Source organism: Paraburkholderia sp. BR10141 (assembly GCF_056155635.1).
The window spans coordinates 263,029-286,852 of sequence record NZ_JBMIQH010000007.1 but is presented as its reverse complement, the minus strand read 5'-3'; the positions used below and the strand labels follow the sequence as shown (position 1 = coordinate 286,852).

Sequence of the window (23,824 nt, the reverse complement as noted above, 5' to 3'; positions counted from 1 at the left end):
TGCCGGAGCGTCGAGCATCAGGCACGCGCCCCGCTACGCTTCGAGCCTGTACAAAGACGCCCGCGCAAAGCCACGCAAGACTCAGGCGCAAGCGCGTCACAACGACTGGAGACCCTTGAATGTCCACCTCACCCATTTCGCCCGCGCGCGCCGATCAGGCAAACGCAGCGAAGCAGCAAAGCACCGCGCGCGTGATCTTTGCGAGCTTTATCGGCACCGCGATCGAGTTCTACGACTTCTATGTGTACGCAACGGCCGCCGCGCTCGTGATCGGCCCCGTGTTCTTCCCGCACGGTTCGGCTACGGCGCAGGCGCTCTCGGCGTTCGTCACCTTCGGCATTGCGTTCGTCGCGCGGCCGATCGGCTCGTTCATCTTCGGCCACTTCGGCGACCGTATCGGCCGTAAATCGACGCTGGTGGCGTCGCTGCTCGTCATGGGCCTCTCCACCACGCTGATCGGCTTCCTGCCCGGCTATGACGCGATTGGCAGCCTCGCGCCGATCCTGCTGTGCATCCTGCGCTTCGGCCAGGGCATTGGCCTCGGCGGCGAATGGGGCGGCGCCGCGCTCCTCGCGACGGAATACGCGCCGCAAGGCAAGCGCGGCTGGTTCGGCATGTTCCCGCAGCTCGGGCCGTCGGTGGGCTTTCTCGCCTCGAACGGCCTTTTCTTCGGCCTCGCTTCGACGCTCTCCGACCAGCAGTTCCGCGACTGGGGCTGGCGCGTGCCGTTCATCGTCTCGGCGGTGCTCGTCGCGCTCGGTCTGTACGTGCGCATGAAGATCGCCGAGACGCCCGCCTTCAAGGCCGCTGTCGAGCGCGAGGAACGTGTCAAGGTGCCGGTCGCGACGCTGCTCTCGCAGTACTGGTGGCCGACGCTGCTCGGCGCGCTCGCCATGGTCGTGTGCTACACGCTCTTCTACAACGCCACGGTGTTCTCGCTCTCGCACGGCGTGACGGCGCTCCACATTCCGCGCCCGACCTTCCTCGGCATGCTGTGCATCGCGGTGGTGTTCATGGGTATCGCGACGCCGATCTCGGCCTGGCTTTCCGACCGCTTCGGCCGCAAGCCCGTGCTGATCGTCGGCTGCATTCTGGCGATTCTCTCGGGCTTCACGATGGAGCCGCTGCTCGGCAGCGGTGCCACGCCGCTCGTGCTGCTCTTCCTCGTGATCCAGCTGTTCCTGATGGGCGCCACGTTCGCGCCGATGGGCGCGCTGTTGCCGGAGCTGTTCCCGACCAGCGTGCGCTACACGGGCGCGGGCGTGGCGTACAACCTGGGCGGCATTCTCGGCGCATCGGTCGCGCCGTATATCGCGCAGGTGCTGGCAGCGCGCGGCGGACTCTCGTGGGTCGGCGCGTATGTGTCGATCGCCGCCTGCGTGAGCCTGTTCGGTGTCCTGTGCATGCGCGAGACGCGCCATACGTCGCTCTCGTAACGCAACGCCGCAACAATGAAAAAGCGGAGGCCGCCAGGCGGTCTCCGCTTTTTTTATGCCTTTTTTGATCGCTTTGGGTACGCGCGAGGCGTGTCTATACTCGAATCAGCTAGCGGGGAGCGATCTCCCGGGGGAGCCGACGATGAACCTGCATCTGAGCAACGCCGACATTGTCCTGATCATCGCCCTCGCCCTGGGCATCTCGCTCCTGCTGGCGTTTCGCCTGCGCACCGCGAGCTGGCGTGCGGTCCTGCTCGAAGCGCTGGCCGCGAACGCCGCGGCAATTGCCGCGGTTATCGCGATTGAAATGCTGCTTGCCTGAAGGCTGCTGTGCCGCTGGTACCGTTGGTGCGGCACCGTCCGGCGGCGATCAGCGATAGTAATAGCCGTGATGGTAGCCGCCGCCGTAGTAGCCGCCGGCCGGCACCACGACGCAGCCGCCCAGCGAAGCCGCGAGCAATGCGCCGGCGATGAGGGTAAGCGTCAATCGTTTCACAGTGGTCTCTCCCTTCAAGTCAGTGTCTGTGTCCGGCCATGCGATGTCGGGCTGGACGGTTACGATTGAACACGACGGCGAAGGCGTGAGGCGTTGCAATTTGTAAGCAGCGGTATGGCCCGTGTAACAGCATCGGAGCGCAAAGCCTTTTGCATGCGCTGTCAGGCGCGCCCCTGCAATACAGGCACGACACTTTTAACAAGCTCGTAATGGGAAACGGCGGGGGAATGCCCGCCGCAACGCGCGTGGCGACCCGCCAAAATCAAGCGGCGTGAACGCGCGATGACGGCACGGACACGCCGCCGTCGCGCACCGGGTAGATGCGATCGACGGCATCGATCGCCACCTGCACGGGCGGCACGTGACGGCCATCGCCGATCGAGATCGAGCGATTGGGCGCACGCACGCCGCTGTGTTCGGCGTCGGTCGAAACGAAGACCATCACCGTCGGCTTGATGAGCGCGTGCGAGAGATGCACGAACCCCGTGTCGGTGCCGACCACGAGCGCGCAATCCTCGATGCGCTGTGCGACCTGAGAAACCGTGAGGCGCGGCAGCACCCTCGCGCCCGGGATGAGCGCCGCGATCTCGCGCGCCGTGGCGTGCTCGTTATCGGATCCCCACGGCAACTCGATACGCAGGCCACGCGCGATCAACGCATTGCCCAGTTCCCCCCAATGCGCGACCGGCCACTTCTTCTCGTCTTTCGAAGTCGCGTGAAAGAGCAGCGCCGTGGGCACGTCAGGCGCGGGCAGCGCGGTGCCGTCGCGCGGAACGCGCATCTGGAATTCGGGCGGCGTGTCGACCGTATAGCCGAGCGCCTCGCCGGCGCTGATGCGCATGCCGTGCCACGCATCGCACTTCGGACGCGGCCCGAAACGGCCGTTGTACGCGAAGGCTGCGCCACGCTCGCCGAGGTCCTGCGTGAGATAGCCAAAGCGGCGCCGCCCGCGCGCGAGAAACGCGATGATCGCGCTCTTGTACACGCCGTGAATGTCGACGATGGCGTCGTAGCGGTAGGCGCGCAACTCCGAAATCGACGCCCAGATCGACTTGAAGTCGCTCCAGCGGCGCGCCTTCTTGAAACGGCGCAGCGGCGCGCAGAGCACGCGGTCGATGCCGGCATTCCAGCGCACGATATCGGCAAAGGCCTCATCGGCGGCCCAATCGACCTTCACGCCGGGGAAGGCGCGCTGCACGTCGGCCACGACCGGAAGCGCCTCGACGATATCGCCGAGCGAAGTCACTTTGACAATCAAAACTCGTTTCATTGTGCTGCGGGCCTCAGGGCCCGATATTCCAGTCTTCAAGGGATTGGCGGAGATTTTAGCGGACGAACCTTGCGCCAACCTGCGAATGGGCGATTCGGCACGAGCGAAATCTGTCCCTTTCTTACAGGTTCCCTGTGCGGCGTCGACAAAGTACACCGCAAAACGCACCGGGCGCGACACGCCAATGCGTGTCGCGCCCGGTCGGGACGATCCGTCGAGGATCGATAGAAACGGTCGACGGCTAGTAGACGACGACCGGTGCGGGTCTCACGTACATGGGCCGCGCCGGCACGACGATGCAGCCCGCCAGCATAAGCGCGAGCACGGCCGCCGCGAGCAATTTTTTACTCATGATAGGGCTCCCCTCAGGCTTGAAGGATCAGGCGGCCCAGTGGCCTTCGACCCAGCGCCAGTTCGGGCCGTGCGCGATCCAGTGGCCCGGCACCCAGTGGTAGCCGACACGCTCGGCCTGCCAGTGGCCCCTCACCCACACGTACTGGCCGTGGTCCCAGCGCCAGTGGCCCTTGTCCCACACGTAGCCCACGCGCGGCGCCGGCGCGACTTCCACACGTTCGCCAGGCGGCGGCGCGCTCGGCTCGACCACGACGATTTCGGCAAGCGCCGGAGCCGCGACCGCGCAGGTGCCAGCGGCAACGATTGCGACCTTGGCAATGAAGAGGCGAATGGAGTTGTTCATGTTGGCCACCCTTGATTGTTTGACGCCTGGATTGGCGTTACCCGATCAATGCGCGAGCACGGCGTTGCGCTGACAGCGGCGGTGTTACGGCGCGGGGTGATGTGAAACGGAATATTTCGGCAAGGCAGGCGACCGGGCCAAAGCACGGCGCACGAGAAGGGAAGGCGCGAAGGAACAGCGGGGCGATACGACGAACGACGCGCGCAGCGCAGTGGCTGCGCGCGTTGAAACTCAAGCCTGCGGAATCTCGATCTTGACCTCGAGCACTTCGAGATCGTCCTGACGTTCGAGGCTCACGCGAATGTCTTCATCGGAGATCTTCACGTACTTCGAGATCACCGCGACCAGTTCGCGTTGCAGGGCCGGCAGATAGTCGGCGGGCGGATGGCCGCCTGCGCGCTCGTGAGCAATGATGAGCTGCAGGCGTTCCTTCGCTACCGAGGCGGACTTCTTCTTCTCGCCGAGAAAAAACGAAAGAAACGACATGACGTTCGCCTCCCTTACTTGCTACCGAAGAGGCGCTGCAAGAGGCCCGGCTTCTGGTAATCGGTGAAGCGAAGCGACTTGTCCTCGCCGAGAAAGCGCGACACGACGTCCTTGTACGACTCGGCGACGTCGGTGCCGTCCAGATGCACTGCCGGCAGACCCTGGTTCGATGCGTGCAGCACCGCTTCCGATTCGGGAATCACGCCGATCAGTTCAATGCGCAGGATTTCCTGAATGTCGTTCAGCGAGAGCATTTCGCCTTCGCTCACGCGCTTCGGGTTGTAGCGGGTGATGAGCAGGTGCTCCTTGATCGGGTCCTTGCCTTCGATCGCACGCTTCGTCTTCGACGACAGCATGCCGAGGATACGGTCCGAGTCGCGCACGGAAGACACTTCCGGGTTCGTCACGATGAGCGCTTCGTCGGCGAAGTGCATCGCGAGCAGCGCGCCCGACTCGATGCCCGCGGGCGAATCGCACACGATGTACTCGAAGTCCATCTTGCGCAGGTCCTCGATCACCTTCTCCACGCCTTCTTTCGTGAGCGCGTCTTTATCGCGCGTTTGCGAGGCCGGGAGAATGAAGAGGTTTTCGCACTTCTTGTCCTTGATGAGCGCCTGATTGAGGTTCGCCTCACCCTGGATCACGTTGATCAGGTCGTACACGACGCGGCGCTCGCAACCCATGATGAGGTCGAGATTGCGCAGGCCCACGTCGAAGTCGATGACCGCGGTCTTGTGGCCGCGCAACGCGAGGCCCGATGCGAAACTCGCGCTCGTGGTCGTCTTGCCGACACCACCTTTGCCCGAAGTCACCACAATGATTTTTGCCATTCCCTTACCTTGCGTTCGTCAGTTTCTCAGTTTGGTCTCATCGCGTGCCGCTCATGCCCCTGATCGCCTGCGCACGACGCTCGAGCTGCGACTCAGGTGAGCCTCAACGGTTCGATCAACAGCTTTTCTTCCTCGAGCCGGATTTGCGCCGGCTTGCCCCGCACGTCGTCGGCGAGTGGAACTTCAGTCGTACGGTAGATGCCCGCAATCGAAATCAGTTCCGCCTCGAGGCTCGTGCAGAAAATGCGTGCGTCGTGGTTGCCGTGCACACCCGCGAGCGCGCGGCCGCGCAGCGGCGCGTAAATGTGGATGTTGCCCTCGGCGATCACTTCCGCGCCGTTGGATACGAGGCCGAGCACGACCACGTCGCCCTTCGCGTAGATGCGCTGGCCCGAGCGCAGCGGCCGGTCGATCACGAGCGTGGGTTCCGCGCGCGTGCCCGACGCGCCGGCGTCGAGGGCCGCCGCGGCACTCACCGTTGCCGCTGCGCTCGCTTCGGCGGCGGCCGGGTCCGTTTCGGCCGTAAAGAGTTCGGGCTGCGCAGCGGTGGCGTGCGGCGCGGCCGAACCGGTGGCGGATGCGCTCGCCGAAGCATTCGCTGCCTCGCCTTCGCTTGCGCCTTCTTCGGCGGCCGGCTTCGCGCCCGCGCCGCGGCGGTCGCGGGCCTCGAGGAACGGCAGGCCTGCCGCAGCGGCCCAGCTGTGTTGTTCAGGTTGCGCAACCACGCCTACCGGACGCATGCGCACGCTTTCGAGCAGGCGCGCGATGTCGCCGAGCGCGACCTGCTCGCCGTCGGCGAGACGCCGCACGTCGATCGCGACAGTGTCGTTCGCGAAGAATTCGGGCGTCGCCTCGAAGCGCCGCGTGAGCTCGGCGCGCATGGCGTCGAGCTCGGTCGTCTTGACCACGAACAGAAGCGTATCGACTGAACCGCTCTTCAGTTCAAAATATGGCGATTTCTTGGGCGACATGGCGTTCGGCTAAAAATTTTGCGTATTTTACAGGCGCGGACGCACACGGCCATTATTTTTAATGGTGTTTCGGTGTGACGTGCGGAGGGCAGCGAAACGCGCGCGACGCCGCACGCAGCGGCGCGAACGCGGGGCGTTACGGCGAGGAAGCGGACTTCGTATGCTCGCCGAGCGTGCGCATGAGCAGCGTTTCCCACTGCTCGGGCTGCTGCTGGCTGCGCGCGTGGTCGCCGGTGGCGACAAAGCCGAGGCGCTCGTAGAAGCGCATGGCCGTGGCGTTCGTGTCGGTGATCCAGGCGTAGACCTGCGTGGCGCCTTCGCTCACGAGCCAGTCGATGGCGCTGTTCAGCAGCAGTTCGCCGCCGCTCAGATGACGCACCGCAGGCGCGACCCACAGCGCCGAGACGAACGCGCGGCGCGCCGGCGCGCTTTCGAAGCTCGCGCCGATCAGACCGGCCGGATGGCCCTCGGTATAGAGAATGAACGACGTGCCCGTGTGCGAGACCGCATGCCGGGCCGCCGCGGCGTCGAAAACGGCGACATCGGCGGATAGCGCGTCTTCGAGCGTGTCGCCGAATGCATAAGGCGCGTCGCGCAGCGAAGCTGTTCGAAGCTCGCGGAGCACGGCACCCTGATCGGCGGCGATACGGCGAACGGTCAGTGACGGACTCATGCAGTCGTAAACCCCAATAAAGCGCTAACGCGTAGCTTTAACCGAACTGGCTTGAGAGTCAAATCCTTATTTGACAATTGCCGGCACGCGACGCCCCGCGCGCGAGCCTTGACAGACGGCCCCAGAGGCCGCACAGCCACGCTCACGGGGCCTCGTAGGCGCCTGTGCCGTCCGGCCAGGGCGTGAGGAGTTCGTAGCCGTCGTCGGTAACCGCGACCATGTGTTCCCACTGCGCCGAAAGCGAGCGGTCCTTCGTGACGACCGTCCAGCCGTCGCGCTGCACCGATGTGCCGGCGCGGCCCGCGTTGACCATCGGCTCGATCGTGAAGACCATGCCCGGCTTCAGGCGCACGCCCTGCCCCGGCTGGCCGTAGTGCAGCACCTGCGGTTCCTCGTGGTAGACCTTGCCGATGCCGTGGCCGCAGTACTCGCGCACGATCGAGAAGCCGTCCGCCTGGGCGCGCTTCTGGATGGCGTTGCCGACGTCGCCGAGCGTCGCCCCCGGCTTCACCTGGCGGATGCCCGCGAGCATCGCCTCGTAGGTCGTGTCGATCAGCTGGCGACCCACCGAACTCGGCGTGCCGACGCAGTACATGCGGCTCGTGTCCCCGAAATAGCCGTCCTTGATCACGGCCACGTCGATGTTGATGATGTCGCCGTCCTTGAGCACCTCGCCGCGATTCGGAATGCCGTGGCAGACCACGGAATTGACGGACGTGCAGATCGTCTTCGGAAAGCCGAGGTAGCCGACATTGGCCGGCACGGCCTTGAGCGTGTTGACGATGTAGTCGTTGCAGATCGCGTCGAGGTCGTCGGTGGAGACGCCCGGCTTCACGTGCTCGCCGATCATCGCGAGCACGTCGGCGGCGAGCCGGCCCGAAATGCGCAGGCGGGCGAGATCATCGGCAGACTTGTAGGTGATAGGCATCGATGGACCGGAGTGGGCGCGGCGGTGACAGAGAAGCCTGCGCCGCAATTCAAAGGAGCGATTGTACCGGCGCTGCGGCGTCGCCAGCGCAGCAACCCGCAGCAATCTGTGTCATCCCGATGACGCCGGACGCCGAATTTTCAGAGATCTCCGATCGTTCGAGCAAAAGCCGCCGTCAAGAATGAGAAATATCTTACATCGCGCGCTGGCAGTCCGATCATGACCCCAAGCGCAAGTGAATGCGCGCGCCGGCCTGCATGCCGGAACTCGAGCAGAAAAGCAAAAACCCCTGCAGCGGGTAAGCATGCAGGGGTTTTCTGAATCTGGCGGAGAGGGTGGGATTCGAACCCACGGTACGGGGAAACCGTACGCCTGATTTCGAGTCAGGTACATTCGACCACTCTGCCACCTCTCCGGTGTACGGCTCTTTACTGCTTCCCCGGTGTTGGTCGGCAACCGGAGAAGCGAAGATTATAGAACATTTTTTGACTTCTGCAAGCCCTCATCGGAAAAAAGTTTCGAGGGCAAGGAATCACATGTCCTGCGCGCGAGACAGCGCCTCAGGCGCCGGCTTCGAGACGCGCCACGCCGCCCATATACGGCCGCAGCACCTCCGGCACGGCGACCGAGCCATCGGCTTCCTGATAGTTCTCCAGCACGGCAACCAGCGTGCGGCCGACGGCGAGGCCCGAGCCGTTGAGCGTGTGCACGAGTTCCGGCTTGCCCTGCGCGTTGCGATAGCGCGCCTGCATGCGGCGCGCCTGGAACGCTTCCGTGTTCGAGCAGCTCGAAATTTCGCGATACGTGTTCTGCGCAGGCAGCCACACTTCGAGGTCATACGTCTTGGTGGCCGAGAAACCCATGTCGCCCGTGCACAGCGTGATGACGCGATACGGCAGGCCAAGCTTCTGCAGAATGGTTTCCGCGTGGACGACCATCTGCTCGAGCGCGTCGTACGACGTTTCGGGCGCAACGATCTGCACCATCTCGACCTTGTCGAACTGGTGCTGACGGATCATGCCGCGCGTGTCGCGGCCATACGAACCGGCTTCCGAGCGGAAGCACGGCGAATGCGCCGTGAGCTTGATCGGCAGCGCGCTGCCTTCCACGATGCTCTCGCGCACGGTGTTCGTGAGCGAGATTTCCGAGGTCGAAATGAGGTACTGCGTGACCGTGTTTTCGCCGCCGCCCTTTTCCACGCGGAACATGTCGTCGGCGAACTTGGGCAGCTGGCCCGTGCCGTACAGAATTTCCGGGTTGACGATGTAGGGCGTGTACGTTTCCGTGTAGCCGTGGTGGAGCGTGTGGGTGTCGATCATGAACTGCGCGAGCGCGCGGTGCAGGCGCGCGATCTGGCCGCGCAGCATCGTGAAGCGGGCGCCCGAGAGCTTCGCGCCCGTTTCGAAGTCCAGACCCAGCGGCGTACCGACGTCCACGTGATCCTTCACCTCGAAGTCGAACGCGCGCGGCGTGCCCCAGCGGCGCACTTCCACGTTGTCGGCCTCGTCCTTGCCCGCGGGCACGCTTTCGTGCGGCAGGTTCGGCACGCCGAGCAGCAGGTCCGAGAGCTTCGACTGGATCTCGTCGAGCTTGGCCGCCGACGTCTTCATCTCGTCGCCGATGCCGCCCACTTCGGCCATGACCGCCGAGGTGTCCTCGCCACGGCCTTTCATCGCGCCGATCTGCTTCGACAGGCTGTTGCGGCGCGCCTGGAGCTCTTCGGTGCGGGTCTGGATGGCGCGGCGTTCCGCTTCGAGCGCGGAGAAGGCCGCGACGTCGAGGGTGTAGCCGCGGTCGGCGAGGCGCTTCGCGACGCCTTCGAGGTCTTTGCGCAGCAGCTGGATGTCGAGCATGGGATTGTGAGACGCAGTTTCGTTGTGTGAAGGGACGATTTTAGCGCACCGGCCGGGCAGCCCGGCGCGGCGGGCATCGCCGTTGTTTGGGGCGATTCAGCCCTTGCGCTTCCTCTCGCGGATGTCCGCGCGGTGCTCCTCGCGCCAGTGCGCGTCGAGATCGGCCAGGCGCGCGAGCTTTTCGCCGATCTTGCCCTCGAGCCCGCGCGGCGTGGGCTGATACCAGCGCGGCTCGCGCATGCCGTCGGGCAGATAGGTCTCGCCGGCTGCGTAGGCGTCGGGTTCGTCGTGCGCGTAGCGATATTCGTGACCGTAGCCCAGCTCCTTCATCAGCTTCGTCGGCGCATTGCGCAGATGGATGGGCACCGCGCGCGACTGGTCCTTGCTCACGAAGCGCCGCGCCTCGTTATAGGCGTTGTAGCCCGCGTTCGACTTCGGCGCGACGGCCAGATAGATCACGGCCTGCGCGAGCGCGAGTTCGCCTTCGGGCGAACCGAGGCGCTCGTAGGTTTCAGCGGCATCGAGCGTGATGCGCCCGGCGCGCGGGTCGGCCAGGCCGATGTCCTCCCACGCCATGCGCACGATGCGCCGCGCGAGATAGCGCGGGTCCGCGCCGCCGTCGAGCATGCGGCAGAACCAGTAGAGCGCGCCGTCCGGATTGCTGCCGCGCACCGACTTGTGCAGCGCGCTGATCTGGTCGTAGAAGGCGTCGCCGCCCTTGTCGAAGCGGCGCAGGTTCTCCGCCAGCGCGCTGCCGAGCAGTTCGCCGTCGATCTCGGTCTTCTTTTGCTGGGCGGCCGCGCGCGCGACGATTTCGAGGTTGTTCAGGAGCTTGCGCCCGTCGCCGTCGGCGGAACCGATCAACGCCTTCTTCGCTTCGTCCGTGAAAGTCAGGCCGCCCAGTTCCTCGCTCGCGCGCGCGAGCAGTTCGCCCTGCTCTTCCTCATCGAGGCTCTTGAGCACGTACACGGCGGCGCGGGACAGCAGTGCGCTGTTCACCTCGAACGACGGGTTTTCCGTCGTCGCGCCGACGAACACGAAGAGGCCCGACTCCACGTGCGGCAGGAAGGCGTCTTGCTGGCTCTTGTTGAAGCGATGGACCTCGTCGACGAACACGAGCGTCTGGTGGCCATGCGCACGATGCAGCTGCGCCTGCTCCACGGCCTCGCGGATGTCCTTCACGCCCGAAAGCACCGCCGAGAGCGCAATGAATTCGGCGTGGAAGGCATCGGCCATGAGGCGCGCGAGCGTGGTCTTGCCCACGCCCGGCGGCCCCCAGAGAATCATCGAATGCGCTTCGCCGGACTCGAACGCGACGCGCAGCGGCTTGTTGGGCCCGAGCAGATGCTTCTGGCCGATGACCTCGTCGATGGAGCGCGGGCGCAGCCGTTCGGCGAGCGGGACGTTGGCACGGGTTTCTTCAAACATGACGTTTTCGCGATAATGACGGCTTTCCGGCTGGCCGCACATGTGCGGCAAATTCGGTGGCAGATTCGGGGACACAGCGCCCCACTCCACAAAACGGCGCGCCGCACCGGATGCAGTCGTGCATTATGACAGCGTGCGCCGCGGCGCGAAGCGCGGGCCGAGCTGCTGAAGCCGACGCACCCGGACAAAACAGACAAAACAGACGATACAGAGGAAAGCGTTCCACATGACTCAAGATTCGCACGCCGGCGAGACCGGCTCCACCTACGCGCCGAATGTGCCCGTGCCCGACGCGCGCCGTCAGTTCCGCACCGGCGACGCCTTCGCGCTATGGTTTTCGCTCGGCATCGGCCTGCTCGTCGCGCAGGCAGGCGCGCTGCTCGTGCCGGGCCTCTCGCTGCCCCACGCGCTTATGGCCATCGTCATCGGCAGCGTGATCGGCGTCGTGCTGCTCGCGCTCGCGGGCGTGATCGGCACGGACACGGGCCTCGCCGCCATGTCGTCGCTGCGCCCGACGCTTGGCGTTCGTGGCGTGTCGGTGCCGGCCGTCATCAACATGGTGCAGCTCGTGGGCTGGGGCTCGTTCGAGATCATCGTGATGCGCGATTCCGCCGATGCGCTCGCCAGGCAAGCCTTCGGCCTGTCGATGCCGCTCGTCTGGACCGTGATCTTCGGCGTGCTCGCCACGCTGCTCGCCGTGAGCGGGCCGCTCTCCTTCGTGCGGCGCTTCCTGCGCACGTGGGGAATCTGGCTGCTGCTCGCGGGCGCCGCCTGGCTCACGTGGGGCCTGCTCGTGAAGCAGGACCTGGGCGCGCTGATGCGCCGCCCCGGCACGGGCGAAATGCCGTTTGGCAGCGCCATCGACCTCGTGGTGGCGATGCCGCTCTCGTGGCTGCCGCTCATCGCCGACTACACGCGGTTCGGCCGCAAGGCGGGCGAAACCTTCCGCGGCACGCTGTTCGGCTATGGCATCGCGAACCTGTGGTTCTATGCGCTCGGCGCGATCTACGGCCTCGCCGCGGGCGGCGGCGACGCCCTCCTCACCACGGCGCTCGCGCAGGCCGGCGGCGGCTTCGCGCTGCTGCTCGTGCTGATCGACGAAATCGACAATGCCTTCGCCGATATCCACTCGGCCGCGGTCTCGACCGGCACGTTCTGGACGCGCGCCAGTGTGCCCTGGCTCTCGGCGGCGTTCGGCGCGCTGTGCACGCTGATCGGCCTCGTCGTGCCGATGGCGAAGTACGAGAACTTCCTGCTCTTTATCGGCTCGGTGTTCGCGCCGCTCTTCGGGGTAGTGCTCGCCGATCACTTCGTCGTGCGCCGCCGCCGCATCGACACCCAGGCCCTCGCCGATCTGAACGGCGCCTATGGCTATTCGGGCGGCTGGCACGTGAGCGCGTTCGTCGCGTGGGTGGTCGGTTTCGGCGCGTATCAGGCGCTCAACCAGTGGCTGCCGAATCTCGGCGCGACGCTGCCTTCGCTCGTGATCGGCGCCCTGTGCTATCTCGCGCTCGCGGGGCGCCGGCGCGCGGCTTACGCGTAACGCGCCGTACTTTCGCTGGACAATAAAAAACGCCAGGCTACGCAGCCTGGCGTTTTTGCTTTTGGCGACATGCGCAGCGTCACTCGCAATGGCCGCAGCCGCCGTGCGCATGACCGTGATGGTCGTGATGAGCGTGGTCGTCGGCGGGCAGATGCTGCGCGGCCTGCGCCGTGATGCCCAGGCGCTGCAGCAGCTTGCGGTCGGCTTGCGCCTGCGGGTTGCTCGTGGTGAGCAGCTGGTCGCCGTAGAAAATCGAGTTCGCGCCCGCCATGAAGCACAGTGCCTGGAGCGCGTCGTCCATCTGCTCGCGGCCCGCCGAGAGGCGCACCATCGCCTTGGGCATCGTGATGCGCGCCACCGCGATCGTGCGCACGAATTCGAACGGGTCGATCGGTTCCGTGCCTTCGAGCGGCGTCCCCGCGACTTGCACGAGGTTGTTGATGGGCACCGACTCCGGATACGGCTCCATGTTCGCGAGCTGGGCGATCAGGCCCGCGCGTTCGCGGCGCGACTCGCCCATGCCGACGATGCCGCCGCAGCACACGTTGATGCCCGCGTCGCGTACGCGTTCGAGCGTCTCGAGGCGGTCCTCGTAGGTGCGCGTCGAAATGATCTTGCCGTAGAACTCCGGCGACGTATCGAGGTTATGGTTGTAGTAGTCGAGGCCCGCATCGGCCAACGCCTTCGCCTGGTGATCTTCGAGCATGCCGAGCGTCACGCAGGTTTCGAGACCCATCGCCTTCACGCCGCGGATCATGTCCTTGATCGGTTCGAGGTGGCGATCCTTCGGATTGCGCCACGCCGCGCCCATGCAAAAGCGCGTCGCGCCGTTTGCCTTGGCCGCGCGCGCCGCGTCCAGCACGGCGTCGACTTCCATCAGCTTGCCGGCTTCCAGTTCCGTGTCGTGATGCGCCGATTGCGGGCAGTACGCGCAGTCTTCCTCGCAGCCGCCGGTCTTGATCGAGAGAAGCGTGGAAAGCTGCACGGCGTTCGCATCGAAATGCTCGCGATGCACCTGCTGCGCGCGGAACATCAGGTCGTTGAACGGCAACTCGTAGAGTGCGGCGACGTCGGCGACTTTCCAGCGCGCGGCGGCTTCGGCTGCGGCCTGGGCGCTCGGCGCGGTGGCCTTGAGCGTTGTGATGTCGATGTGGGTTTGCGTCATGGTGTCGGGTCCTTCTTTACGTGACTGTGCTTGACTGTGCTTGAGTGCATTACGCGTTGGCGCGCAGGCGTGCGAGCAACGCATCGATGTTCAGATGTCCGGCTGCGTCGTCGGCGCTCGCACCGCGCATGTGCGGCACGACGCCGACGAGCGGCGCACCGTACTGAGCGGCGAGGCGCTCGCGCAGCGTGCCGATGTTTTCCTCGGGGAACGTCATGGCCGGGTCGATACGGTTCGCGACCCAGCCCGCGAGCGTCAATCCGCGCGCGGCAATCGCTTCGGCAGTGAGCAGCGCGTGGCTGATGCAGCCGAGGCGCATGCCCACCACGAGCACGACGGGCAGACCGAGCGCGACGGCGAGATCGGCGGTGTCTTCGGTCGGCGTAAGAGGCACGCGAAAACCGCCCACGCCTTCCACGACGACGGCATCCGCGCGCTCGCAGGCCGCCTCGTAGCAATCGACGATGCGCGCCATATCGAGCGTCACGCCTTCGAGCGCGGCGGCGATGTGCGGCGCGGCGGGCTCTTTGAGCAGGAACGGCGTGCGGATCTCGGGCGGCAGCAGCACGCTCGCGGCGGCGTCGAGCTGATCGGCGTCCTCGTTGTGCCACACGCCGTCGCGCTCGTAAGCGCCCGCGGCGATCGGCTTGAGCGCCGTGGCGCGCAGCCCCGCGCGAGCGAAGCCGCGCAGCAGCGCCGCGCTCACGAAGGTCTTGCCGATCTCGGTATCGGTGCCGGTGACGAAAAGCGAAACCGTCATTGCACAAGCTCCCGTGCTTCGAGGCTCGCGCGTTGCAGCGATGCGTTCAGCCGGTCGAGGTCGGCATCCGAATGCGCAGCGGAGAGCGAAATGCGCAGACGCGAGGTGCCCTCGGGCACGGTCGGTGGACGAATGGCGGGCACCCACAGGCCGTCGCGCTCGAGCGTGGCCTGCAGCGCGAGCGTCGCCTCGTTCGCGCCGATGACGAGCGGCTGCACGGCGGTATGCGAATCGACGGGTTGCCAGCAGGTATCGCTGAGCAGCGCGCGCGTGCGCGCGATCAGATGCTTGAGATGCGCGCGGCGCGCGTCGCCCTCCTCGCCTTCGATCAAACGCAGGCTCGCGGACACCGCATGCGCAACCGCCGGCGACGAAGCCGTGGTGAAGATGTACGGACGCGCACGCTGCACAAGCCACTCGATCACGGTGCCATGCGCGCAAATGAACGCGCCCGACACGCCCGCCGCCTTCCCGAGTGTGCCGACCATCACGAGATGCTCCGAGCGCAGCGCGGCTTGCGCGAGCGAGCCGCGGCCCTGCGGGCCCAGTACGCCGAAACCATGTGCGTCGTCGACCACGAGCCACGCGCCATGCTGTTGCGCGAGTTCGACGAGACGCGCGAGCGGCGCGACATCGCCGTCCATGCTGAACACCGTGTCGCTCACGATCAGCTTCGCGCTCGCGTCGGAGGCTTCGAGCATCGCGGCGAGCGCCGCCATGTCGGCATGCGGATAGATCTGGATGTCGGCGCGCGAGAGCCGCGCGCCGTCGATCAGCGAGGCGTGGTTGAGCGCATCGGAAAAGATCGTCGTGCCGCGCCCCGCGAGCGCCGTGAGCACGGCCAGGTTGGCCATGTAGCCGGTGCTGAAGTACAGCGCGCGCGGCGCAGCGACGAAGGTGCCCGCGAATGCCGCGAGATCGTCTTCGAGCTGGGCGTGAGCGCGCGAGTGGCCACCGAGCAGATGCGAGCCGCCGCTGCCCGCGCCGTAACGCTGCGCGCCTTCAGCGATGGCCGCGACCAGTTGCGGGTGCGCGGCGAGGCCGAGATAGTCGTTGCTGGCAAAACCGATAGTCGCGCGGCCGTCCACCTGCATATGGGCGCTGCAAGGCGAGTCGGCGGTGCGGCGGCGCCGGCGCAGGCCGTGCGCGTCGATATCGCGCAAGCCCTGTTCGAGGGTATCGAGCAATGCCATGTCAGAGGTCCTCCGCGACGGTGGCGTCGAAAGTCTCGCGCGTGCGTGCAGCGAGGAACGCCTGCATTTCGTTGTCCAGAATATACGGCGGCATGACGTAGACCGTCGTGCCGATCGGGCGCAGCAGCAGTTCGCGCTGCAGTGCGTTTTCGAAGAAGCGGCGCGAAAACGTCGCCGCGCGCTGCGCGTCTTCGAGCGCCACGTCGAACGCGAGAATCGTGCCGCACTGGCGCAGGTTGCGCACGAGCGGATGCGCGGCGAGAGGATCGAACAATTCGCGCAGATGCGCCGATTTGCGGGCGTTCGCAACCAGCACGTCATCGCGCTCGAACAAATCGAGCGTGGCGAGCGCGGCGCGGCACGCGAGCGGATTGCCCGTGTACGAATGCGAATGGAGGAAGCCGCGCGTCGTGTCGTCGTCGTAGAACGACTCGTAGATCGCGTCGCGCGACAGCACGATCGAAAGCGGCAGATAGCCGCCGCTGATGCCCTTCGAGAGCGTGAGCAGATCGGGCCAGATGTCGGCCTGCTCGCACGCGAAGAACGTGCCGGTGCGCCCGCAGCCGACGGCGATTTCATCGGCGATCAGGTGAACGCGATGGCGGTCGCACAGCGCGCGCAGGCCCTTGAGATACGCGGGATCGTGCATCGCCATGCCGGCGGCGCACTGCACGAGCGGCTCGACGATCAACGCAGCGATGCGCCCCTCGCGCTCGATGAAAAGACGCTCGACATCGGCCAGCGCGCGCGCGGCGACATCCGCCGCCGTTTGGCCGGGTTGCGCCGCGCGGGCGTCGGGCGAAGCGACCACATGCGCGTGATGCAGCAACGGATCGTACGCATCCCTGAAGAGCTTCACATCGGTCACGCCGAGCGCGCCGATGGTCTCGCCGTGATAGCTGTTGGCAAGGCAGACGAATTCACGCTTGCCGCTCTCGCCGCGGTTGCGCCACGAATGAAAGCTCATCTTGAGCGCGATTTCGACGGCCGACGCGCCGTCGGAAGCGAAGAACGCATGGCCGAGCACGCCGCCCGTGCGCGCCGACAGCCGCTCGGCGAGCTCCACGGCGGACTCGTGCGTGCAGCCCGCGAGCATGACGTGCTCGAGCGTGTCGAGTTGCGCCTTGAGCGCGGCATTGATCGAGGCGTTGGCGTGGCCGAAGAGGTTCACCCACCACGAACTGATCGCGTCCAGGTAACGGCGGCCCTCGCGGTCATGCAGCCACGGGCCTTCGCCCCGTGCGACGGCCACGAGCGGCAGGCGCTCGTGATGTTTCATCTGGGTGCAAGGGTGCCACACGGCGCGCAGGCTGCGAGCGACCCAATCGGTCGCGGCGCGATCTTCGCGGGCAAGGTGAGATTGCGAATTCAAATACGACTCCCGATACGACAGCGGGATCGAGATTAACGTGTTAGCTGCCGCAATGCACTACCCCGGAAATCGCCCTCCAACGCACGGCGGTGCGGCGTTTCGCGCCGTTCGGGACAACTCCGGACCGATGGAAAAGAAAGACCAGAAATGCGCGGAGATGACGACGGCAAAGTGAACCCGCCTTACGCAAAAAAATCTGCGCGGCGGTGCGAAATTGCAGAATGCAGGACGGCGCGGCGGATATTTTTGGCGACGCGTCCGCCGGCGCGGGCGCGCGAAAGTCAGCCGATAGTGGGCGGCACAACGGGTTGCGTGCGAGGCAATGGGCCGCGCAAAGGCAAAGCGGCCCGCTCTGGGGCCGCAAGCTTCAAACGCGATGGAGAGTGTGAGCCCGGCGCTCGCCGGGCAGCGGTCCTTACCGGCTCGCCAGCGGGTGGTCGCTGTCGTTGGCGGTGTTGTCCGCCGTGGCGCGCGTGGTGTCGCTCTCGTCGGTCTGGGCGGTCTGCGTGCCGCCGTTGTTCCAGACCACCGTGTTGTTGACGGCATAGAGGCGGCAAGGATCGGCGCTGTGCTTTTCACAGTTCGAGATCGCCACGGCCATCGGATTGTCGCCGCCTTCGGCCCATGACCACGCGCCGGAGTCGGACACCGCGAAGGCGCGGCTCGGATACTGCTTGAGGAAGTTGCGATAACCGTCGCGGCCCGCCTGATCGACGAACGGCACCGCGCCGACCGAGTCGATTTGCGCGAAGCCGGTGCCGCGCGGCGCGACCGGCGAGGCCACGCGATACTGCACCGCCGTCGGCAGGCCGCGGTTGGCGAGGAACGCCTCGACCGTCGGCCACCAGATCTTCACGCCGTCGCGATCGCCCACGAGGCGATGCGCGTCGTTCTTGTAGGCGCCGAAGTCCACGAGCTTGGCCGTCGCGGCCGGGTGATCCTCACCCGTCTGGGCGTCGCGGTAAGCGGCGAACATCTTCGCGACGAGATCGGGCGACCAGACCGAGTCGTTGTCGCCGTAGAGCCAGAGCGAGGCCACGCGGGCCTTGCCGCCGTAGTCGCCGAACGCCTGCGTCAGGTTGTTCTGCCAGCCCGTGCAGGCGTCCTGGCGCAGGCCGCCCGAGAAGTTGATGAGTGCGCGCACGCCGTTGGCCGCCTCGGTGCCATAGGCCATGGTGGCAAGGCCGCCGTGCGAGGTGCCCGCGACGATGATCTGGCTCGCGTCGACATAAGGCTGCTTCGACATGTACGCGATGGTCGAGGCAACATCGGCCGCCTGGCCCAGGCCGTTGTTCGCGACATCGCAGCCGTCCTGCTGATACGAGCCGCCCGACTCCGCGAAGCCCTGGCGGTTCGGCGCGACGACGACGTAGCCGCGGCGCACGAATTCGCGCGCGAACGAGAGCGGGTCGCTGCGTGACTGGAGGTGCGGGTCGCCGGGAATCTTGCCGTGGTTGAAGATCACCATCGGGAACGGGCCGGGGCCGTTCGGGCGGTAAATCGTGGTTTCGAGCGTGACGTCACCCGATGCATCGACGGGAACGCGGATCACCTGCTCGTTCATGCTGGCGGGCACGACGGGCAGATACGCGTCGTCGAGCGCGATGCGCGGCACGTTGGCGCTGCCGAGGGGACCGCCTGCGAGGCTGGATTGGGGGCCGTTGGCGGAATGCGTGGCCGGGGTGTTGGCGGCGAGTTGCGCGTTCGCGCTCGCACTTGCCGGATCGGAAAGCGACGCTGCGTGAGCCACCGAAAGCACACACGCGGTGCCGGCTACGACCCATCCGGTAAGGAGCTTCCTGAACGCCATGCGCTACACCACCTGCAAAAGACCTGCTGCTGTGAACCCGACAACCGTCCGACCATTACCCACGCTTCAGCCCTTTCAGGGCACAACGAGACACCGTTGCGCCTGGCCGCGACGCCAGGAGCGGGCGTGTACCCGTAACGGGGAATTGCATCGATCGGAACACCTGCGCGGCGCAGTTCTATCGTCGATCAGACCCGCCGCCAGCACCCGTTGCAGTCGATACACGCATCACGTGAAAAAACTTCTTCACTATGCACTTACGTATCGTGCGGGGCACCGTGATTAGATACTCGCACGACAAATATTTGTTGTGCAATTCAGGGCTAACCCGGCATAACGCATGCCAACCTCGCGCGGCCCTACGAGGCAAGGCGGACAAGCACTTTCGGCCCGCGCCGGACGCGCGCGTTTTAAAAAAGGTCCGGGTGGTGAGCGTCGCGCGCGGACAACAGCCGCGGGATTCTGCAGTAAGCGCCTGTTTGCAAAGGCATTAATTTTGGCGTCGTCAGCGAACCGGCGAGGGAATTCGCTGCGGAAAATATTGCCGGCAGTCAGTTATTCGTTAGCCCGACGAAACGTCGCCGTCAACATAACGCCAGCGGCCGTCGTCGCCGCGCGTAAAGCGGCTCGTCTCGTGCAGCCGGAACGCGCGGCCGCCCGTTTTGTAGCGCGCGACGAATTCGACAATCGCGTGCGCGTCGTCGCGTTGTTCGTGGCGCTTCACCGCGAGACCCAGCCAGCGCGGGGCGCCTTCGGCTGCGGGATCGACGTCGAGATCGGCGGGACAGGTTTCGGGCGCCCACGTCGAGCGCAGATACGCCTCCTCACCCAGCACATAGGCCGTGTAGCGCGAGCGCATCAGCTCGAGCGCCGTGGCGGGGATCGCCGCTGCGTCGATGAAGCGGCCACAGCACTGCGCGTAACGCGGCGGCTTGCTGACCGCCTTCTGGTTGGGCGCAGCGCCGCCGCAAGGACAATCGGTGGGCCGGGTGGCGGGCGAGACAACGCGCGCGGTTTCAGCGTTCATGGGTCGAGGCTCCGTTGCGAGAGGCCGCAAGCGTAGCGCAGACGGGCGGCGCTTTACCAGTCGAGTTCGGTGCCGTCGTACTGGAAGAAGCGGCCATTGAAGACGTCGCGCGCGGCGGCCGCCTCGGCCACCACCTCGCGCATGCCGGCGACGCTCACCGCCGGGTCGATCGCCGCGTGCGCGCCGCCCATGTCGGTGCGCACCCAGCCCGGATGCAGCGCGACGCAGGTGGCGCGGCGAGTTTGCAGCGAGGTGATCTTCAGCACGTCGTTGAGCGCGGCCTTGCTCGCGCGATAGAGCCAGCCCGTCGTGCCCGTGGTCTCCGCAATGCTGCCCATGCGGCTCGACAGCACGCCGAGCACGCCGTGGGCGTCGTCGACGAGCGGCAACAGAACGGGGATCAGTTGCATCGGACCGCGCACGTTGGTGTTCATCACGTATTCGAAGTCTTCGGCCGTGATGGTCTCCACGCCCTCGGTGCGCGGGCCGTAGACGCCGCAGACGACGAGCGCCACGTCGAGCCGTTCGCCGTCGAGCTTCCAGCCGAGCGCAGCAATTTCCTCGGGCCGCGCGATATCGAGCTGGAAGGTCTGCGCGCCGATTGCGCGCAGGGCTTCGAGCGCTTCGGGCCCGCGCGCCGTGGCCAGCACGCGCCAGCCGGCTTTCGCATACTGCCGCGCGAACTCGAAACCCAGGCCCCGCGACGCGCCCACGATCAACGCTGTTTTCATCTCGTCACCTTGCTTGTCCGTGCATGGAAACCGCTGCAGCGCGCCGCCTTGCAATGCGGCGCGCTTCGTCTGGCGCCAGCCTACAGCAGTTCGACGCCCATCGCCGTGGCCTCTCCGCCGCCGATGCACAACGTCGCCACGCCGCGTTTGCCGCCGCGTGCGCGCAATGCGCCGATCAGCGTCACGAGAATGCGTGCGCCCGAAGCGCCGATCGGGTGACCGAGCGCACACGCGCCGCCGTTCACGTTGACCTTCTCGTGCGGCAGATCGTGCTCCTTCATCGCGGCCATCGTGACCACGGCAAAGGCCTCGTTGATCTCGTAGAGATCGACGTCGCCCGCCGCCCAGCCGGTCTTCTCGAACAGCTTCCTGATCGCACCCACCGGCGCCGTCGTGAACTTCGCGGGCTGCTGTGCAAAGGTCGAATGGCCCGTCACGCGTGCGAGCGGCTTGAGGCCGAGTTGCTTCGCCGTCGATTCGCGCATCATCACGAGCGCCGCCGCGCCGTCCGAAATCGACGACGAATTCGCCGCCGTCACCGTGCCGGTTTTGCTGAACGCGGGCTTGAGCGTCGGGATCTTGTCGAGATTGGCCTTGAACGGCTGCTCGTCGCGTTCGATGGTCGTTTCGCCTGCGCGCGAGGCCACCTTCACCGGCGCGATCTCCCATGCGAACGAGCCGTCCTCGTTGGCGCGTTTCGCGCGCTTGAGCGACTCGATCGCGAACGCGTCCTGGCGCTCGCGCGAGAAGTCGTACTCGCCCGCGCATTCTTCCGCGAACGTGCCCATCAGGCGGCCCTTGTCATAGGCGTCTTCGAGGCCGTCGAGGAACATGTGGTCGAGCACCTGGCCGTGGCCCATGCGCATGCCGGAGCGCGCCTTCGGCAGCAGATAAGGCGCGTTCGACATGCTCTCCATGCCGCCCGCGACGATCACATCGGCCGAACCCGCCAGCAGCATGTCGTGCGCGAACATCGCCGCGCGCATGCCCGAGCCGCACATCTTGTTGACGGTCGTGGCACCCGCTGCGAGCGGCAGCCCCGCGCCGAGCGCCGCCTGGCGCGCGGGCGCCTGGCCCTGCCCCGCGGGCAGCACGCAGCCCATCACGACCTCGTCGACCTGTTCGGGCTTCAACCCGGCGCGCTCGACGGCCGCCGCGATCGCCGCCGCGCCAAGCTGCGGCGCGGTGAGCGTCGCGAAATCACCCTGAAAGCCCGCCATCGGCGTGCGCACCGCCGAAACGATCACGATGGCGTCCTGCTTTTGCGTCTCACTCATGTTTTGCTCCTTGATGAATCCGTTTGCATTCGCTGTTGGCCGCACGCGCGTTCAGGCAACGCGCGCGACCGGCGCGTCTTCACGCGCGAAACGTTCTGGGTAACACACGCTAAAACGAATCGATGCGTCGTAAGGAAAGCAGTCCGGCACTTCGCCCGCGATGAGCCTCGCGCGGCTTTCCTGCCAGAGCCCGGGCTCGAAGAAGTCCGCGTGATGGGCGAGAAATGCGCGCTTCACGCGCGGATCGCCGAGCAAAAATGTGCCGTACGTCTCCGGAAAGATGTCGCGCGGGCCGACCGGGTACCATGGCTCGCCCGATAGTTCGTCTTCCTCATTACGCGGCGGCGGCACGGCGCGCACGTTGCAGTCGGTGAGGTATTCGATCTCGTCGTAGTCGTAAAACACCACGCGGCCGTTGCGCGTCACGCCGAAATTCTTGTAGAGCATGTCGCCCGGAAAGATGTTCGCGCGCAGCAGGTCCTTGATCGCGTTGCCGTATTCGCGAATGCCATGCTCGACTTCCGCGTCGCTGCCGTTCTGCAGATAGAGATTGAGCGGCACCATGCGCCGCTCGATGTAGACGTGACGGATCACGAGGTTATCGCCCTCGTACTCGAGCATCGAGGGCGCCAGCGTCTGCAGCTCACGCACGAGCGCGTGGTCGAGCCGCGCGATGGGCAGCGCCACGCTCGAATATTCCAGCGTGTCGGCAAGGCGCCCAAGCCGGTCGTGGCGCTTCACGAGCTGATACTTCGCTTCGACCTGCTCGCGCGTAGTCTCTTTCGGCGCGGGAAAGCTGTCCTTGATGACCTTGAACACATACGGATACGAAGGCAGCGTGAACACGATCATCACCATGCCGCGGATGCCGGGCGCGACGATGAACTGGTCGCTCGAATGCGAGAGGTGGTGCAGCAAGTCGCGATAGAACAGGTTCTTGCCCTGCTTCTGCAACCCGAGCGACGTGTAGATTTCGCCCTTGGCCTTGCGCGGCATGATGGTGCGCAGAAACTCGACATAGGCAGACGGCACTTCCATGTCCACCAGAAAGTACGAGTGCGAGAAGCTGAAGAGGATGAGCAGCTGCTCCGTGCGCAGCAGCACCGTGTCCAGTGCAAGCTTGCCCGACTCCACATGACGGATCGGCACGACGAACGGCGCGAGCAGATCGCCGTTGATGATGCGCCCGACGATATACGCGCCTTTGTGCCGGAAAAACAGCGACGACAGCACGTGAATCTGGAAGTTCGGCTTGGGCTCGACCACACCAAAGGAGTCGAGCATCGTCTGCATGATGCAGTCGACGTCGCGCCCGAGATCCTCGAACGGCGTCTGCAGCTGGAAGTTCGTGACGATGCGCTCGAGCGTCGCCGCGACGCCGTCCTTGCCCGGATAGTACGCGCGGTAAGTGGGCTTCGCGGCGGGCTCGTCGTTCTCGATGTATTCGGTCGAGATGGCGGGCCGCACGAAGATGAAATCGTTGTTGAAGTACGAGCGATGCAGGATCTTGCAGCACACGGAGTTGAAGAACGTCTCCGCGCATTCGGGCTGCCGGTGCGTCGTGAGCAGGCCGATGTAGTGCAGCTTGATCTGCTGCCACACCTCGTCGTCGATGCTCTCGGCACCGTATTCGTCTTCGAGCGCGACCACGCATTCCTTCACGCGATCGTCGTAAGAGGCGATGCGCTCGCGCGCAAGCTGCTGCAGGGCGCGCCAGTCGGCGGCCTCGAAGAACGTCCGCGCCCTCGCCGCCGCGTCGCAGAAGTTGTGGTAGTGACGGTTGAAGCCGTCGAGCATGGTCTGCGCGACATCGAAGCCGATCTGCGAAGAAAGCAGTTTCGGGAAGTGTTTCATGGCGGCCATGCCCGTTGCGCGGGC

The 23,824-nt window shown here is 65.9% G+C and carries 22 protein-coding genes and 1 tRNA gene; 3 read left to right on the top strand and 20 right to left on the bottom strand.

Features of this window, described 5'->3' with window-relative positions; all coding sequences use genetic code 11:
• Positions 1-119: 119 nt before the first annotated feature.
• The gene (locus ACOJB8_RS13150; RefSeq protein ID WP_069262692.1) at positions 120-1,436 is read left to right on the top strand and encodes an MFS transporter; all 1,317 of its coding nucleotides are present in this window, start codon (positions 120-122) and stop codon (positions 1,434-1,436) included.
• 142 nt (positions 1,437-1,578) lie between these two features.
• The gene (locus ACOJB8_RS13145) at positions 1,579-1,758 is read left to right on the top strand and encodes a hypothetical protein (protein WP_069262693.1); all 180 of its coding nucleotides are present in this window, start codon (positions 1,579-1,581) and stop codon (positions 1,756-1,758) included.
• Between the two features lie 48 nt (positions 1,759-1,806).
• Here ACOJB8_RS13145 and ACOJB8_RS13140 read toward each other — a convergent pair whose 3' ends face one another.
• The 11 genes from ACOJB8_RS13140 to ACOJB8_RS13090 form a co-directional block, all read right to left on the bottom strand.
• Positions 1,807-1,932: a hypothetical protein gene (locus ACOJB8_RS13140; protein WP_256094537.1), complete on the bottom strand. Its 126-nt coding sequence runs from the start codon at positions 1,930-1,932 to the stop codon at positions 1,807-1,809.
• Positions 1,933-2,194: 262 nt separating this feature from the next.
• Positions 2,195-3,202: a lipopolysaccharide heptosyltransferase I gene (gene waaC / locus ACOJB8_RS13135; RefSeq protein ID WP_475012814.1), complete on the bottom strand. Its 1,008-nt coding sequence runs from the start codon at positions 3,200-3,202 to the stop codon at positions 2,195-2,197.
• A gap of 379 nt (positions 3,203-3,581) precedes the next feature.
• Positions 3,582-3,899, bottom strand: a complete 318-nt coding sequence (locus ACOJB8_RS13130) for a YXWGXW repeat-containing protein (protein WP_342948544.1) — start codon at positions 3,897-3,899, stop codon at positions 3,582-3,584.
• A 231-nt stretch (positions 3,900-4,130) separates the two neighbouring features.
• On the bottom strand, positions 4,131-4,385 hold the full coding sequence (gene minE / locus ACOJB8_RS13125; RefSeq protein ID WP_027795398.1) for a cell division topological specificity factor MinE: 255 nt from the start codon (positions 4,383-4,385) through the stop codon (positions 4,131-4,133).
• Positions 4,386-4,399: 14 nt separating this feature from the next.
• Complete coding sequence (minD, locus tag ACOJB8_RS13120; protein ID WP_042260914.1) at positions 4,400-5,215, bottom strand: septum site-determining protein MinD; 816 nt, start codon at positions 5,213-5,215, stop codon at positions 4,400-4,402.
• A 92-nt stretch (positions 5,216-5,307) separates the two neighbouring features.
• Positions 5,308-6,186, bottom strand: coding sequence for a septum site-determining protein MinC (gene minC / locus ACOJB8_RS13115; RefSeq protein WP_368603991.1), 879 nt, complete (start codon positions 6,184-6,186; stop codon positions 5,308-5,310).
• 136 nt (positions 6,187-6,322) lie between these two features.
• Complete coding sequence (locus ACOJB8_RS13110) at positions 6,323-6,859, bottom strand: GNAT family N-acetyltransferase (protein WP_069262697.1); 537 nt, start codon at positions 6,857-6,859, stop codon at positions 6,323-6,325.
• 142 nt (positions 6,860-7,001) lie between these two features.
• Positions 7,002-7,787 (bottom strand): type I methionyl aminopeptidase, encoded by a 786-nt coding sequence (gene map, locus ACOJB8_RS13105; protein WP_069262698.1) that lies wholly within the window; start codon positions 7,785-7,787, stop codon positions 7,002-7,004.
• 324 nt (positions 7,788-8,111) lie between these two features.
• Positions 8,112-8,202 (bottom strand) — tRNA-Ser (locus tag ACOJB8_RS13100).
• A 145-nt stretch (positions 8,203-8,347) separates the two neighbouring features.
• Positions 8,348-9,640, bottom strand: a complete 1,293-nt coding sequence (serS, locus tag ACOJB8_RS13095; protein ID WP_368615981.1) for a serine--tRNA ligase — start codon at positions 9,638-9,640, stop codon at positions 8,348-8,350.
• A 96-nt stretch (positions 9,641-9,736) separates the two neighbouring features.
• Entirely contained in the window at positions 9,737-11,068 is a 1,332-nt protein-coding gene (locus ACOJB8_RS13090) for a replication-associated recombination protein A (protein ID WP_342948541.1), read from the bottom strand.
• Positions 11,069-11,294: 226 nt separating this feature from the next.
• Here ACOJB8_RS13090 and cytX point away from each other — a divergent pair, with 226 nt between their 5' ends.
• Entirely contained in the window at positions 11,295-12,611 is a 1,317-nt protein-coding gene (gene cytX, locus ACOJB8_RS13085; protein WP_368728513.1) for a putative hydroxymethylpyrimidine transporter CytX, read from the top strand.
• A 79-nt stretch (positions 12,612-12,690) separates the two neighbouring features.
• Here cytX and bioB read toward each other — a convergent pair whose 3' ends face one another.
• From bioB to aceK, 9 genes are all read right to left on the bottom strand, one after another.
• On the bottom strand, positions 12,691-13,776 hold the full coding sequence (gene bioB, locus ACOJB8_RS13080) for a biotin synthase BioB (protein ID WP_368682171.1): 1,086 nt from the start codon (positions 13,774-13,776) through the stop codon (positions 12,691-12,693).
• 49 nt (positions 13,777-13,825) lie between these two features.
• The gene (gene bioD / locus ACOJB8_RS13075) at positions 13,826-14,536 is read right to left on the bottom strand and encodes a dethiobiotin synthase (protein WP_368603996.1); all 711 of its coding nucleotides are present in this window, start codon (positions 14,534-14,536) and stop codon (positions 13,826-13,828) included.
• Entirely contained in the window at positions 14,533-15,729 is a 1,197-nt protein-coding gene (gene bioF, locus ACOJB8_RS13070) for an 8-amino-7-oxononanoate synthase (RefSeq protein ID WP_368728514.1), read from the bottom strand. The genes bioD and bioF overlap by 4 nt, the downstream gene beginning before the upstream one ends.
• A 1-nt stretch (position 15,730) precedes the next feature.
• Entirely contained in the window at positions 15,731-17,101 is a 1,371-nt protein-coding gene (gene bioA, locus ACOJB8_RS13065) for an adenosylmethionine--8-amino-7-oxononanoate transaminase (RefSeq protein ID WP_368728515.1), read from the bottom strand.
• Positions 17,102-17,516: 415 nt separating this feature from the next.
• Positions 17,517-18,911, bottom strand: coding sequence for a dienelactone hydrolase family protein (locus tag ACOJB8_RS13060; RefSeq protein WP_342948536.1), 1,395 nt, complete (start codon positions 18,909-18,911; stop codon positions 17,517-17,519).
• Positions 18,912-19,473: 562 nt separating this feature from the next.
• The gene (locus ACOJB8_RS13055; RefSeq protein ID WP_368728516.1) at positions 19,474-19,938 is read right to left on the bottom strand and encodes a YchJ family protein; all 465 of its coding nucleotides are present in this window, start codon (positions 19,936-19,938) and stop codon (positions 19,474-19,476) included.
• Between the two features lie 53 nt (positions 19,939-19,991).
• Positions 19,992-20,669, bottom strand: coding sequence for an SDR family oxidoreductase (locus ACOJB8_RS13050; RefSeq protein WP_069262706.1), 678 nt, complete (start codon positions 20,667-20,669; stop codon positions 19,992-19,994).
• A gap of 80 nt (positions 20,670-20,749) precedes the next feature.
• Entirely contained in the window at positions 20,750-21,946 is a 1,197-nt protein-coding gene (locus ACOJB8_RS13045; RefSeq protein WP_368682177.1) for an acetyl-CoA C-acetyltransferase, read from the bottom strand.
• A 51-nt stretch (positions 21,947-21,997) separates the two neighbouring features.
• Positions 21,998-23,800 (bottom strand): bifunctional isocitrate dehydrogenase kinase/phosphatase, encoded by a 1,803-nt coding sequence (gene aceK, locus ACOJB8_RS13040; protein WP_368728520.1) that lies wholly within the window; start codon positions 23,798-23,800, stop codon positions 21,998-22,000.
• Between the last annotated feature and the right edge of the window lie 24 nt (positions 23,801-23,824).

What these genes read in the sequence shown, in the direction of transcription:
- ACOJB8_RS13150 (WP_069262692.1), top strand. Translation starts at nt 120, where the DNA reads ATGTCCACCTCACCCATTTCGCCCGCGCGCGCCGATCAGGCAAACGCA.
- ACOJB8_RS13145 (WP_069262693.1), top strand. Translation starts at nt 1,579, where the DNA reads ATGAACCTGCATCTGAGCAACGCCGACATTGTCCTGATCATCGCCCTC.
- waaC (WP_475012814.1), bottom strand. Translation starts at nt 3,202, where the DNA reads ATGAAACGAGTTTTGATTGTCAAAGTGACTTCGCTCGGCGATATCGTC.
- ACOJB8_RS13130 (WP_342948544.1), bottom strand. Translation starts at nt 3,899, where the DNA reads ATGAACAACTCCATTCGCCTCTTCATTGCCAAGGTCGCAATCGTTGCC.
- minE (WP_027795398.1), bottom strand. Translation starts at nt 4,385, where the DNA reads ATGTCGTTTCTTTCGTTTTTTCTCGGCGAGAAGAAGAAGTCCGCCTCG.
- minD (WP_042260914.1), bottom strand. Translation starts at nt 5,215, where the DNA reads ATGGCAAAAATCATTGTGGTGACTTCGGGCAAAGGTGGTGTCGGCAAG.
- minC (WP_368603991.1), bottom strand. Translation starts at nt 6,186, where the DNA reads ATGTCGCCCAAGAAATCGCCATATTTTGAACTGAAGAGCGGTTCAGTC.
- ACOJB8_RS13110 (WP_069262697.1), bottom strand. Translation starts at nt 6,859, where the DNA reads ATGAGTCCGTCACTGACCGTTCGCCGTATCGCCGCCGATCAGGGTGCC.
- map (WP_069262698.1), bottom strand. Translation starts at nt 7,787, where the DNA reads ATGCCTATCACCTACAAGTCTGCCGATGATCTCGCCCGCCTGCGCATT.
- serS (WP_368615981.1), bottom strand. Translation starts at nt 9,640, where the DNA reads ATGCTCGACATCCAGCTGCTGCGCAAAGACCTCGAAGGCGTCGCGAAG.
- ACOJB8_RS13090 (WP_342948541.1), bottom strand. Translation starts at nt 11,068, where the DNA reads ATGTTTGAAGAAACCCGTGCCAACGTCCCGCTCGCCGAACGGCTGCGC.
- cytX (WP_368728513.1), top strand. Translation starts at nt 11,295, where the DNA reads ATGACTCAAGATTCGCACGCCGGCGAGACCGGCTCCACCTACGCGCCG.
- bioB (WP_368682171.1), bottom strand. Translation starts at nt 13,776, where the DNA reads ATGACGCAAACCCACATCGACATCACAACGCTCAAGGCCACCGCGCCG.
- bioD (WP_368603996.1), bottom strand. Translation starts at nt 14,536, where the DNA reads ATGACGGTTTCGCTTTTCGTCACCGGCACCGATACCGAGATCGGCAAG.
- bioF (WP_368728514.1), bottom strand. Translation starts at nt 15,729, where the DNA reads ATGGCATTGCTCGATACCCTCGAACAGGGCTTGCGCGATATCGACGCG.
- ACOJB8_RS13060 (WP_342948536.1), bottom strand. Translation starts at nt 18,911, where the DNA reads ATGGCGTTCAGGAAGCTCCTTACCGGATGGGTCGTAGCCGGCACCGCG.
- ACOJB8_RS13055 (WP_368728516.1), bottom strand. Translation starts at nt 19,938, where the DNA reads ATGAACGCTGAAACCGCGCGCGTTGTCTCGCCCGCCACCCGGCCCACC.
- ACOJB8_RS13050 (WP_069262706.1), bottom strand. Translation starts at nt 20,669, where the DNA reads ATGAAAACAGCGTTGATCGTGGGCGCGTCGCGGGGCCTGGGTTTCGAG.
- ACOJB8_RS13045 (WP_368682177.1), bottom strand. Translation starts at nt 21,946, where the DNA reads ATGAGTGAGACGCAAAAGCAGGACGCCATCGTGATCGTTTCGGCGGTG.
- aceK (WP_368728520.1), bottom strand. Translation starts at nt 23,800, where the DNA reads ATGAAACACTTCCCGAAACTGCTTTCTTCGCAGATCGGCTTCGATGTC.